Annotated in this window: 3 protein-coding genes; all 3 read left to right on the top strand. The window is 40.9% G+C overall.

Annotated elements, in window-relative coordinates:
• Positions 1 to 368 precede the first annotated feature (368 nt).
• Positions 369 to 1,649: a diaminobutyrate--2-oxoglutarate transaminase gene (ectB, locus tag C1T21_RS25070; RefSeq protein WP_103050188.1), complete on the top strand. Its 1,281-nt coding sequence runs from the start codon at positions 369 to 371 to the stop codon at positions 1,647 to 1,649.
• A complete protein-coding gene (locus tag C1T21_RS25065) occupies positions 1,642 to 10,281 on the top strand; it encodes a hybrid non-ribosomal peptide synthetase/type I polyketide synthase (protein ID WP_103050187.1) in 8,640 nt (2,879 codons plus the stop codon). The genes ectB and C1T21_RS25065 overlap by 8 nt, the downstream gene beginning before the upstream one ends.
• A 42-nt stretch (positions 10,282 to 10,323) precedes the next feature.
• Positions 10,324 to 15,032 (top strand): non-ribosomal peptide synthetase (locus C1T21_RS25060; RefSeq protein WP_146032519.1); only part of this gene is annotated, 4,709 nt, incomplete at its 3' end.

Below are 15,032 nucleotides of genomic sequence, written 5' to 3'. Positions count from 1 at the left end.
AGATTCGGCAACATATATAATGGCTTATTACACTATAACGGAGGAGATAACTGGTATCCGGGAGCTACAGACTCTTATGGCCGTCCTATTCTGGCCAATCAATATGCAGATGCAGTTTACGCTACTTATAAGGGCTATGGCGGTAAGAACTAAGATGTTATTTATTTTCCACCCTTGCAGGTTTTACAATCCTACCGTACATGTACACCCAGTTTTGTAAGTAATACCGGGAGTGGGCGGGGGAGGACAAAGGCAACGATGCACATCCACCACAAGCCGGGAGAGAACATGGATGTGGATTGGGCCGGAAAAATAAACTGAAGTTAGTGTTTAAACACTAACTTCAGTTTAAGGGAGGAATTATGAGTATGGAAATTTTTGAGCAGTATGAATCCAACGTAAGAGCATATTGTAGAAACTTCTACGATGTGTTTGACCGGGCTAAAGGTGCACTGATTTATTCAGAATCCGGAAAGAAATTTGTTGATTTTTTTGCAGGAGCAGGAGCTTTAAATTATGGACATAACAACGAATACATCAAACAAAAGATACTCGCTTATCTTGAATCGGACAGTATTACTCATGGGCTTGATATGTACACAAAAGCGAAACGTGAATTTATCGAAAAATTCTCGCAGATCATATTGGAACCCCGAAAGTTAAACTATAAAATTCAATTTTGCGGGCCTACAGGTACAAACGCTGTAGAAGCATCGCTGAAGCTTGCCCGAAAGATCACTAAACGGACTGGTATATTTGCGTTTATGGGAGGATTTCACGGAATGTCGCTGGGGAGTCTGGCTGTTACCAGCAACATTCAGAAAAGATCTTCCTCCGGCATAGCATTATCCGATGTTACCTTTTTCCCATACTCCGAGAGTCCAATTGACTCATTCGATACTATTGAATACATGGAAGCCGTTCTAAACGACGGTCACTCGGGAATCGAAAAACCGGCGGCTATTATATTTGAAACCATTCAGGCGGAAGGCGGCGTAAATATAGCTTCACCCGAATGGATGCTCAGGCTGAGGGAACTTAGCGACAGACACGGTATTCTACTGATTTGCGATGACATTCAGGTTGGCTGCGGACGCACCGGACCGTTCTTTTCATTTGAACGTGCCGGGATGATCCCTGATATTGTACTGCTTTCCAAGTCAATCAGCGGGTATGGCCTTCCCATGTCTATTCTGCTGATGAAACCGGAACTTGATGTCTGGAAGCCTGGTGAGCATAACGGTACGTTCCGGGGAAACCAGCTTGCTTTCATTGGAGCTACAGCTGCGTTGGAATATTGGGAAATGAATAATTTGGAACAGTCTGTGAAATATAAGGAAGCATTTGTAAGAGAATATTTAACCAAGCAGATTTTGTCATTACATAAGGGCCTGACCATTCGGGGTGCAGGTTTGATTTGGGGTATTGATTTTTCCAATGTGGAGGATGAGCGAATCACGCAAAAAGTAGTAGAGGAATGTTACCAAAACGGTTTAATCATCGAAAGCGCAGGAAGAAAAGACAGTGTTATAAAACTTATGCCTCCGTTAACCATCGAGCTTGAACTTTTGCAGCAGGGTTGTTCAATTATCAGACAAACTATTCAAGAGAATATAAATAAAGTATTGGAGGTCGAAAGTTATGGATAAAATCGCCATTATAGGAATAGGATGCCGTTTGCCAGGAGGAATAAGGGGGCCTGAGGAGTTCTGGGAAGCATTGACTGCGGGAAAAGATATGACTTCCGATTTACCCGAAGGCCGCTGGGATTTAGAAAAGTTTTATGATCCTGACAAATCAAAGCCAGGCAAGCATTACACCTGTCATGGTGGATTTTTAGATAAAATAGATGAGTTTGACCCTTTGTTTTTTGGTATTTCTCCAAGGGAAGCGGCCTTTCTTGATCCACAGCAAAGACTGATGCTGGAGACATCATGGGAAGCAATGGAAGATGGAGGCTTGGATCCGGCCAAGCTAGCAGGAACCAATACCGGTGTCTTTGTAGCGGGCTTCACCCTTGACTATCAAGCAATACAATTTAAAAACGAATCGGTTGAAAGTTTAGATACACATTCGGCAACGGGTATGATGATGACAATGTTGTCCAACAGGATTTCATATATATATGATTTCAGAGGTCCAAGTTTGTCTGTAGATACAGCGTGTTCGGGCTCTTTGGTTGCAACACACCTTGCATGCGGGAGTTTATTGAATAATGAATGTAATCTCGCAATAGCAGGCGGAGTAAGTGTTATAGCTACACCTGAGTATACCATAGCGGAAAGTAAGGGTGGTTTTTTATCTCCCGATGGACGGTGCAAAACTTTCGATTCCAGTGCAAACGGTTATGCAAGAGGAGAAGGAGCCGGCGTTGTGGTTTTAAAACGCCTGTCAGATGCTATCGAAGACGGAGATAGGATTTATGCCGTAATAAGTGGATCGGGTGTAAACCAGGACGGCCACACAGACGGGATTACTGTTCCAAACGGGCAGGCTCAGGAAAACTTAATGAAGGAGGTATACAAAAAGGCAGGAATATCACCTTCAGATATAACATATATTGAAGCTCACGGCACCGGCACTCCGGTTGGAGACCCTATTGAGGCTAATGCAATAGCACGAGTGGTTTCAACAGACAGGCCAAAAGATAAAAAGTGTATTGTCGGATCTGTTAAGACAAACATTGCCCACCTTGAGGCCGCTGCAGGAGTTGCCGCACTGATAAAAGCTTCACTAATCATAAAGCATAAGCAAATACCTCCACATCTGCACTTTAAGAATCCAAACCCTAAAATTCCCTTTGACGATTTATGTATACGAATTCCTCAGACCCTGGAGCCTTTGCCGCAACCCGCATTGGTTGGCATAAATTCATTCGGTTTTGGAGGAACAAATGCCCATATCCTCTTGGAGGAAGCTACAGATCTCCAAAAAGAGGGTACTCCTGAAGTTAATGTAAATACCGGATGGCCATATATGATTCCCATATCTGCGCGCTCAGAAAAGGCGCTAAAAAACTATGCGCAAAAGTATGTTGATTTTATTAATGGAAGTGGAGAAAGTATTTCTTTATATGATATTGGAAGCATGATGAGCAAAAAGCGCACCCATCATGACTATAGACTAGCGGTTTCGGCATCTTCAAAGGAAGAACTTGCAGGAAACCTGGAAGCGTATATTAAAGGACAAGCACGCCAGGGGATGTCTGCGGGAAATGTTGAGGCAGGAAAGTACAATAAAGCTGTTTTTGTATATACAGGTATGGGGCCCATATGGTGGGCTATGGGCAGACAGCTCCTTGAAAAAGACCCTGTGTTTAGAAATATGATAGAAAAATGTGATAAACTTACACGTCAGTATGCTGGATGGTCTCTACTGGAGGAACTTCTCGCCGATGAGGAGAATTCACGTCTGGACCAGCCCCAGTTTGCTCAACCTGCCAATTTTGCTGTTCAGGTGGGTTTGACTGAAGTATGGAAATCCTTGGGTATTATACCCCATGCGGTGGTAGGACACAGTGTTGGAGAAGTGGCTTCTACATATGTTGCAGGAATTTACAGCCTTGAAGATGCCATGTTGGTAAGTATTCACAGAAGCCGTGCACAGCAAAAAGCAGTAAACAAGGGCACAATGCTGGCGGTAGGTTTACCAGAAAAAGAAGTTGTGGCCCTGCTGGATGAGAACATAAAAGGTGTTTCAATGGCAGCAATCAATAGCCCAAATTCGGTAACTTTGTCAGGTGATCCTGATGCCCTTGAGCAGATCCAAAAACAGTTGCAGGATAAGGGGGTTTTTGCGCGGCTTTTAAAGGTCAATGTAGCGTATCACAGTTACCAAATGGAACCATATGAGCAGGAGCTATTGGAGGCATTAAAAGGAATAAAGTCCCAGCCTGCCGGGATACCGATATATTCCACGGTTACAGGGAAAATGCTGACGGGTACAGAGTGTGATGGACATTACTGGTATAAAAATGTAAGAGAGCCGGTACGTTTTGAAGCAGCAATGTATGAAATGATTTCGTTGAATTATAACTTATTTATTGAGGTGGGCCCTCACCCTGTTTTAGCAGCTTCTATTTCTGATTGTCTGTCAGCTAAAAACGTTGAAGGTAAGAAGTTGTTCTCTATAAAAAGAAATGAAAACGAACAGGTTTCAATACTGGAGAACTTAGGGAATCTATATGCACTGGGATACCCTATAGATTGGAACAAGATTTACCGGTACCAAGGTGAGTTTGTAAGTCTCCCTCTTTATCCATGGCAATGGGATAAATACTGGATGGAAACGCAGGAATCAAGTGAATTTAGGCAGGGAAAAAATAAGCACAAGTTTTTAGGACGCCGTTTGAAAACTTCCAGCCCTATATGGGAGATTGAACTTAATACTACCTATATGACGTATCTTTCTGATCATAAAATACAAGGTATAGAAGTTTTCCCCGGAGCAGGGTATGTAGAGCTGGGAATGGCTTGTGCCAGAAGCTATTTTGGAGAGGGTTTTTATACAGTTGAAGATATAAAGTTTGAAAATGCTTTATTTTTAAATCAAGGAGTATCACCTGTGGTGCAGGTGGTTTTGGATCCAAAAACCGCAAAATTCGAGATTTCAAGCAGGATACCGGGACAAGATAAGACTTGGACATGCAATGCATCCGGCACAATAAGAAAACGGCAAAACATAAAGATCACTGCTAAAGATGAGTTGATTCAAATACTTGGCAATTGTACCAAAGAATACGGAAAAGAAGTATGTTATAAAACCTTCTATCAAATGGGTTTCCATTATGGTCCTTATTTCCAAGGTATAGACAAGATATGGAAAGGTGATAACGAAGCTCTTGGCAGGATCGAGATCCCTAAAATACTGGAGATTGATAGCTCTATCTACGGTCTTCACCCGGCGGTATTGGACGCCTGTTTCCAGGTTACCATTGCGGCAGTTGCACCACTTAATGAAGATGAAAATAACGAAGGCCAATCATTCCTACCTGTAGGAATAGACAGGGTGCAGCTTTATGGAAGGCCGGAGCCTGTCATGCTTTGTCATACGCAGATGGTAGATAGGAAAGATAATAATTTGAACGCCAACATCCGTCTATATAGTGAGGACGGAAATCTAATCGCCGAAATACTGGGCATAAGAACTAAGGAACTTGGAAATAGTGGAGGGTCTGATGCTGGAAGAGTTAAGGATTATCTTTATGAGATAAACTGGGAGCTTCTAAAAAGTGAAGAAGTTGATACCCGCACAGCTGCTGCTAACTCTGGAGCATGGCTTATTTTTGTGGATCATAAAGCAGCAGGAAAAGAACTGGCAAATCTCCTTGAAAAAAGGGGAGAAGAATGCTTTATGGTATATCCTGGTGAGAATTTTGGTTGGCAGTATGAAGAGCGTGAGATATATATAAACCCTCGAAGCATTGAGGATCTTAGAGCGTTGTTTGATGAATTCTCAAAAATTAAAACGAAGCTAACAGGTATTGTATATATGTGGAGCCTCAATATCCTTGAGATCCAGGAAGTTAGCAATACAGCTATAGAAAAAGCTTGTTTTGAAAACCTGTTTGTATTAAAACACCTGGTACAAGCAACCACAAATCTGGGATTAAATTTTAAGCTGTGGGTTATTACAAGAGGAGCCCAAATGATCAACAGGGCTACTCCAAATTCTGCATTCTTACAGTCGTTGGTATGGGGCCTTGGCACCGTCATAGGTTACCATGAGTTGCCTTCAAATTGGGGAGGCCTTGTAGACCTTGACATAGAGGCCAATGCGGGTGAAATGGAAATGCTGTTAAAAGAAGTCTTAGGTAATGGAGAGAACCAAATTGCTTTCCGTAATGGGAATAGACTTGCAGCAAGAATCGATAAACTGCGGATTGATATGCAGCATCAAGTACCCGTACATCTTCGCCCCGATGGAAGTTATGTTATTACAGGTGCTTTTGGTGGCATAGGTATGATTACAGCCCAGTGGATGGTTGCCAAGGGAGCAAGACATCTGGTACTGCTTGGACGCGGAGAATTTCCAAAACGTTCTGAATGGAACAATGTAGAGCCAGGCAGCAGCCTTGCAGAGAGGATTGAGTTTGTTCGTAAGCTGGAGTCCCAGGGGGCAACAGTATATATTGGATCAGTGGATGTAACTGATGAGGAAAAGCTTGCTGGATTTTTTAAAGATTTTGATAAGGAAGAAAGGCCTCCTATTCGAGGTGTTGTACATTCTGCTGGTATTACGGATGATCAATTTCTTGAGGTTAGTAAAGATGAGACTTTTTATAGGGTCCTTTCGCCTAAGGTAAATGGTGCATGGAACCTTCACCGTATGACAGAGGGACGGCCTATTGACTTCTTTATTTTATTTTCTTCAGTTGCTTCTGTATTTGGTTCACCAGGCCAGGGAGCATATGCAACTGGGAATGCCTTTTTGGACTCACTTGCACATTACCGTTTATCGAGAGGACTTCCTGCACTGAGTATCAATTGGGGACCATGGTCAGAGGTTGGAATGGCTGCAAGGTTTATGGAACGTGATCCGGAGTATTATATACAAAAATCCATAGAATCTGTAACGGTAGAAAAGGGAATTAGGGCTATGGAGCACCTTGTTGGAGAAGCTGTTGCACAGTCTGTGGTTCTACCTATACTCTCGTGGCAAACGTTTGGGGAAAAATGGTTCTCACCCATGAGTTCTCCACATGTGCTTAAAACTCTTTTGCAAGATGAGTCAGGACAACAAGAGAATATAAATAAATCAAAGGTGGATGTTGATATCCTGGAGGATATTATTTCATCTCCAATACAGAGCAGGCAGAATATCGTTGAAATGCATATTAAAACAATAGTAGCGAAGGTTTTGCGTTATAATCCTGAGGATCTAAGTACCAAACAACCACTAACTGTTTTTGGGATGGATTCATTAATGGCCACCGAAATAAAAAACAGGATGGAGGTTGCCTTTAAAACACCTGTTTCCATAGTAGAACTTCTTAAGGGTTCCAGCATATACGATCTTTCCGAGCAAATGATATCAAAGCTATACGAATCGGGAAAGATTTCAGAACAGGATTCCCTAAATATGGGTAAGGCTGAGCTTGAAAGAATACCTAAAGTTTCTGAAAAAGAGTACTATGAAACCTCATCTGCACAAAAGATGATGTATATCATTAATAATCTTGAGGGTAACAACATTGGGTATAACATACCTGTGGGAATTTTATTTGAAGGTGGGATTGAAAGGGTTGCCCTTGGGGAAGCATTAAAAACATTGATACAAAGGCATGAAGCATTTAGGACATCCTTTGAGATGATTGATGGGGAGCTTGTGCAAAGGATACAAGATGAAGTTGATTTTACTATAGAATATTTTGAGTCTGAGGAAGACGGAGTAGAGAAAATAATCGATGAATTTGTAAGACCGTTCGATTTAAGCAAAGCACCCTTAATAAGAGTAGGTCTTATAGAAATCCATGCTAGCAGGCAAATACTTTTGCTTGATGTACATCATATAGTCTCGGATGGAACTTCAATAATCAGGACTTTTGATGAAATAGTTTCTATATTAAGTGGTGAAAGCCTTCCGGCAATGGAGGTGCAATATAAGGATTTTGCCCAGTGGCAGAATGGCTTGTTTAGCACTGAGGTTTACAAAAAGCAGGAAGAATACTGGCTTAATAGGTTCAAGGGTGAAATTCCTATCCTTGATATGCCTACAGATTATCCTAGGCCTGTCCTTCAAAGCTTTGAAGGAAATAGGTTGCTATTTGATTTAGACAGTCATTTGATGGATAAATTAAATGTACTTTCCTCCCAAACAGGAGCCACCGTGTATATGATACTTCTTGCGGCATTAAATACACTAATGTATAAATACTCAGGACAGGAAGACATAATTATTGGTACTCCTATAGCGGCAAGAACTCATTTTGATACTGAAAGAATACTGGGGATGTTTATAAATACCCTGGCATTAAGGAATTTCCCAGAGGGAAATAAGGCCTTTACTGAGTTCTTGGAAGAAGTAAAAGAAAGCTCCTTAGAAGCATATGAAAATCAGGAATACAGGTTTGATCAGTTTGTGACAAAACTTAACGTAAAGAGAGATTCAAGCAGAAATCCTTTATTTACTGTTATGTTTAATATTGTTCCTTCTGATGAGCATATTATGGAACATCGTGGTGAATTAAAGTATTCCAAATATCCGGTTGAAAGTAAAACATCAAAATTTGACCTAACATTCCAGTTGATACCAGATGGTCATAATACAATATTATGGATGGAATATGCTACACGTCTGTTTAAGAAGGAGACGGTAGAAAGGCTTGTTCAGCATTACTTTAATATCCTTGAAGAGATAACCTCAAACCCTGAAAAAAAACTATCAGAAATCAATATGTTATCCCAAGAAGAAAAGGAGCGAATAATATACGGCTTTAACGATACGAAGGTTGAATTTGAACATCACCTGACGGTACACCACCTGTTTGAGCAGCAGACGAAAGTACGTCCAGACAATATAGCAGTAGCGTATGAAGGCCGTAGATTTACATATGGCCAGATCAACCAAAGGGCAAACAGGATAGCAAGGTACATGCTAAAGGCTGGCACTGGTAGAGAAGAAGCCGTAGTTGTCATGCTGGAGAGGGGACCCTTATTTGTAGAATCGGTACTTGGTATATGGAAAGCAGGGGGGGCTTACATACCTGTAAATCCAAAATACCCTACACAAAGGGTGCTTGATATATTTAAGGAATCTAAAGCTGCCTATGTGTTGACCTTATCAGATTATGTGACCCAGCAGCTTAGTGAGAACTATAAAGGCCGAATTATATACCTTGACCAGTGTGAAAAAGAGATTGAGGCTGAAAGTGGCGAAAACCTAGATCTAGATATAGACATAAATAGTTTGGCCTATGTTATATATACATCTGGTTCAACTGGTGTACCAAAGGGAGCTATGATAGAGCATCTTGGCATGATAAACCACATCCATGCGGAAATAAAGGAACTTTGTATAACTAACAACAGCATAATATCCCAGAACTCGCCTCAATACTTTGATGTATCTGTATGGCAGTTCTTTGCAGCCCTAACCATAGGAGCTCAAATTATCATCTATCCAGATGAAATAGTAAAGGATGTTGCAAGGTTTACGAATCGGATCATAGAAGATGGCATAACGGTCCTTGAGGTGGTACCTTCATACCTTGCTTTAATGCTTGAGTGTGTGGAAAATACAGGGAATAAACCGGAAAAACTTCATTACTTGCTGATAACGGGAGAAACCGTAAAATCCGGCATAGTAAGGAAATGGTTTGACCTATGTCCAAATACTAAAGTAGTTAATGCCTACGGACCTGCAGAGGCAGCGGACGATATTACTCTATATACTATGGAAGCTGCTCATGAAGGAGAGAACATTCCTGTAGGCAAGCCTATACAAAATATGAATCTATATATAACAGATAAAAACATGAACCTGTGCCCTATCGGAGTAAAAGGAGAGATCTGCGTCTCTGGAACAGGTGTAGGAAGGGGTTATTTAAATGACCCTGAAAAAACAGCCCATGTATTCCTTGAAGATCCTTTCAGAGAAGAAAAGGGGATAAGGCTGTACAAAACAGGAGACCTGGGAAGATGGCTGCCTGACGGGAATATCGAATTCCTGGGCAGAATAGACCATCAGGTTAAGATCCGCGGATACCGAATAGAGCTTGGAGAAATAGAAGCTCAGCTTCTAAAACATTCTTCAATAAAAGAAGTTGTGGCAGCAACAAGGGAAGACCCCCAAGGGAACAAGTACATCTGTGCATATATAGTTGGAGAAAGTGAATTGACAATACCGGAATTAAGGGAGTATCTCTCCAAAGATCTGCCAGACTACATGATCCCTTCATATTTTGTACAGTTGGAAAAACTGCCTTTATCAGCGAATGGCAAGGTAGATAGAAATGCCCTGCCTGCCCCTGATGGAAATATTAATACAGGGGTAGACTATGCTGCACCATTCGGTGAAATTGAGGAGAAGCTTGTACTGATATGGAGCCAAATCCTTGGAGTCCAGAAGATTGGAGTAAATGATAACTTCTTTGAATTAGGAGGAGACTCATTAAAGGCAACCAATCTTGTATCAAGGGTTCATAAAGAATTTGACATAGAATTTGCATTAAAAGAAGTGTTTATGGGTCCTACAATTTCGGCAATAGCAAAAAGTATTAAAAATAGACTTAACGATACAGTGGAAATCGAAGAAATTTTAAGCATGATTGAAAATCTATAAATAGGAATTAAAAGAGATGAAATAGAGAAGAGGGACGAAGTTATGGATAATTTGATGAAAAGAATAGAATCTCTTTCTCCAGAAAAAAGAAAGCTATTTGAGACGATGCTAAAAGAAAAAGGAAAAGATGTTTCAAAATATACGCCAAATGCCTTTTCTGGAATACCTTCTGCCAGAGAGCAGGAATTTTACCCTATGTCATCTGCCCAGAAAAGGCTGTATATACTAAACGAGCTTGAAGGAGCAGGTACTGCATATAACATGCCAGGCGTCGTACTGCTGGAAGGAAACATTGATGCAGTACGCTTCGAACAGGCATTCAAGGAGCTAGTAAAAAGACATGAGGCTCTGCGCACATCATTTCATATGGTTGAGGGTGAACCAGTACAAAAGGTTCATGATTACGTGGATTTCAGTATTACGTACCTGGAACTGGATGAAGAAAAAGCAGCAGAAATAGTCAAAGAATTCATAACGCCCTTTGATCTTAGCCAAGTTCCATTACTGAGAGTAGGACTTGTAAAAACGAACGAAGACAGGCGTGTTATGATGTTTGACATGCACCACATAGTATCAGATGGTATATCAGTCAATATACTTATGAGTGAGTTTTTGGATTTGTACCAAGGGAAGACCCTTTTGCCACTACGGATACAGTACAAGGATTTTTCTGTATGGCAGAAGGAGATGTTTGCCGGAGACTCAATAAAGAAGCAGGAAGAATACTGGCTCCAGACATTTAAGGGTGATATACCGGTACTGGATATGCCTACTGACTATCCAAGACCGGCGGTACAAAGTTTTGAAGGAGATGCTGTAAGCTTTGAAATAAACCCTGAACTTTCAGTCAAACTAAATAAGCTTGCAACAGATAATGGAGCTACCTTATACATGGTACTGATGGCTGCATATAACGTACTCCTGTCCAGATACACTGGACAGGAAGACATCATAGTTGGAAGTCCTGTAGCCGGAAGGCCCCATGCTGACCTGCAGGGTATCATTGGTATGTTTATAAATACCTTGGCCATAAGGAACTATCCTGAGGGAGAAAAGACCTTCGTCCAATTCTTGCAGGAAGTAAGGGAAAATGCGTTTTTGGCTTTTGAAAATCAGAACTACCAGTTTGAAGAACTTGTAGAAAAACTTAATCTCATGAGGGACATGAGCAGGAATCCTCTTTTTGACACTATGTTTGCACTGCGCACTTCAAACAAGACAGAATTTGCAGCATCGGGTATAAACTTCAAACAATACAACAACTGGCTGGAAGGCAGAAAGGCAAAATTTGACCTTATGCTTGAAGTGGTAGAGGGTCAAGAAGGTATAACATTTAACCTTGAATATTGTACCAGGCTGTTTAAGAAGGAGACAATAAAAAGGTTTGGAACCCATTACTTAACCGTTCTTGAAGAGATAACGGCATGCCCTGAAAAAAGGTTGTGGGAAATTGATGTACTGTTACAGGAAGAAAAACAGCAAATCCTATATACCTTTAACGCTACAGAGGCACAGTATCCTAAAAACAAGACTATCCATCAGCTTTTTGAAGAGCAGGCAGAGAAGAACCCTGATCATGTAGCTGTGGTATTTGAGGGTAAAAAGCTTACATATAGTGAACTCAATAAAAAATCAAATGGGTTGGCCCATGTATTAAGGGCTAAAGGAGTCAAACCGGACAGTATCGTAGGTATTCTGGCAGAACGCTCACTTGAGATGATAGTAGCAATCCTAGGGGTATTAAAAGCAGGAGGGGCATATCTTCCCATAGATCCAGATTATCCTGAGGAAAGAATAAGTCATATGCTGGAAGACAGCCGGGCAGTGATCCTGTTGACCCAATCACATTTTATAGACAAATATACATCAATAGGTACAGTAATAAATTTAGAAGATGAGCAGGAATATTCAGATGAACAATATAACTTATCGGAGGTAAATAAACCTTCCGATCTAGCTTACTTAATATATACCTCAGGCTCTACAGGTAAACCCAAAGGGGCAATGATAGAGCATAGAAACATAGTAAGGCTGTTATTTAACAGTAAAATGCAGTTTGATTTTAACGAAAATGATGTATGGACTATGTTTCATTCTATGAGTTTCGATTTTTCCGTATGGGAGATGTACGGGGCGTTGTTATATGGGGGCAGATTGGTGGTAGTTCCTAAAATGACAGCACGCAGCAATGTAGAGTATCTGAGACTTCTAAGGAATGAGAAGGTGACCGTATTAAATCAGACACCTTCAGCCTTCTATAATATAGCCAATGAAGAAGTATCATATGAAGAAAAAGAACTTAAGATAAGATATGTCATATTCGGAGGGGAAGCATTAAAGCCTGCATTGTTGAAGGAATGGAGAAAGAAGTACCCGCAGACTAGACTCATCAATATGTATGGAATAACCGAGACAACAGTGCATGTCACATATAAAGAGATAGAAGAGGAAGAAATTAGATCTAATGTGAGCAGCATAGGAAGGCCTATACCAACCCTTACAACATATGTAATGGATAAGAACATGAAAGTTGTTCCCATTGGAGTAGCCGGAGAGCTTTGTGTAGGAGGAGACGGAGTTTGCAGAGGATATCTTGGAAGACCGGAGCTTACAAAGGAAAAGTTCGTTCAAAATCCGTACAAGCCGGAAGAGAGGTTATATAGATCTGGAGACCTGGTCCGGTTATTATCTGATGGAGAAATGGAATACCTGGGTAGAATAGACCACCAGGTAAAGATAAGAGGCTTTAGGATAGAGCTTGGTGAAATAGAAGCACAACTGCTAAAGCATCCTTCAATTGAGGAATCTTTGGTGATTGCAAAGGAAGACCATCAGGGCAGTAAATACCTGTGTGCATATATAGCGGGAGAAAATGAGCTGACAATATCAGAACTAAGGGAGCATCTCTTAAAAGAACTGCCCGAATACATGGTACCATCATACTTTGTGCAGCTTGAAAAAATGCCATTGACAGCTAATGGCAAGATAGACAGGAAGGCATTGCCTGAACCCGAAGGTAATATAAATACGGGAATAGAGTATGAAGCGCCTATAGGCGAATTTGAAGAGAAGCTTGCACTGATTTGGCAAGACATCCTTGGAATTAAGAAGATAGGAAGAAATGACAACTTCTTTATGTTAGGTGGACACTCTTTAAAGGCTACAAGCCTTGTAGCGAGAATTCACAAAGAGTTCAATATAGACATGCCTCTTAAGGAAATATTTAAGGCTCCAATTATAGCGGAAATAGCAAGGTATATGAAGGAAGCAAAGGAGAGTATATATCAATCCATCCAAACTGCTAAAGAGATGGAATACTACCCTATGTCATCAGCCCAAAGAAGGCTGTATATATTAAATCAGTTTGAAGGAGCAGGGACAGCATACAATATGCCAGGCAGCTTGCTGGTTGAAGGCAGTATTGATCTGGAGCTTTTTCAGAAGACCTTCCAACAGCTTATAAATAGGCATGAGACCCTTCGAACATCTTTCCATTTCATAGAGGGTGAACCCGTCCAGAAGATCAATGATCCTGTGGGTTTTAGTGTAGTGTATCTAGAATCTGACGAAGAAAAAGTGGGGGAAATCGTAAAAGAATTTATAAAGCCGTTTGATCTTGGAATTGCTCCGCTGCTAAGAGTAGGCCTTGTGAAAACGGGAAAAGACAAGCATGTCATGATGTTTGACATGCACCATATCATATCTGACGGTACGTCCATGGATATACTGGTACATGAGTTCATGGATATGTATGGAGGAAATAACCCTTCTTCCCTCCGTATACAGTACAAGGACTATTCTGTTTGGCAGAAGGAACTATTTGCTGGGGACAAAATAAAGAAGCAGGAGGAATACTGGCTCCAGGAATTTAATGGAGAAATTCCTGTGCTGAATATGCCAGTAGATTACCAAAGGCCTGCGGTTCAAAGCTTTGACGGAGGTTTTATCCGTTTTGAAGCAGGCAGTGAGCTTACGGGAAAACTTATTAAGCTTGCAAGGGATAATGGGGCTACTCTTTACATGACATTGCTTGCTTCATACAACATACTGCTGTCTAAGTATACGGGGCAGGAAGATATTATAGTGGGAAGCCCTATAGCTGGAAGACCTCATACAGATTTACAAGACATAATAGGTATGTTTGTAAATACTTTAGCCATGAGGAACTATCCCCAGGGAGAAAAGACCTTTGCTGAGTTTCTAAAGGAAGTAAGGGAAAACTCTATAAGGGCTTATGAAAATCAGGACTACCAGTTTGAAGAACTGGTGGAAAAGCTTAATGTAAAGAGGGATATGAGCAGGAATCCTCTTTTTGATACTATGTTTGTATTGCAAAATACCGGCTCATCAGAATTGAAGATAGATAGGCTTAAGTTTATACCCTATACAAATGAATTTAGAATATCCAAATTTGACTTGACATTAAATGCTCGGGAAACCCAGGAAGGTATTGCATTTGATTTGGAATATGCCACAAGGCTGTTCAAGAAAGAGACTGTAGAAAGGTTTGCAGCCCATTACCTTAATGTTCTGGAAGAGATAACGGTTTATCCTGGAAAAAGGTTGTCAGAAATTGATATGCTTTCACAGGAAGAAAAGCAGAAAATACTATATGACTTTAACGATACAAAGGTCCGGTATCCTAAGGATAAGACTATACATCAACTGTTTGAAGAGCAGGTAGAAAAGACACCCAATAATATTGCTGTAGTGTTTGAAGATAAACAGCTGACTTATAAGGAAGTAAACGA

The sequence above is a fragment of the Paenibacillus sp. F4 genome, from assembly GCF_002894905.1.
Lineage (GTDB): Bacteria > Bacillota > Bacilli > Paenibacillales > Paenibacillaceae > Paenibacillus > Paenibacillus polymyxa_B.
This window is presented reverse-complemented; position numbering and strand designations above follow the sequence as displayed.

Bases quoted from the DNA above. Each gene is read 5' to 3' on its own strand.
- ectB (WP_103050188.1), top strand. From the start codon at position 369: ATGGAAATTTTTGAGCAGTATGAATCCAACGTAAGAGCATATTGTAGA.
- C1T21_RS25065 (WP_103050187.1), top strand. From the start codon at position 1,642: ATGGATAAAATCGCCATTATAGGAATAGGATGCCGTTTGCCAGGAGGA.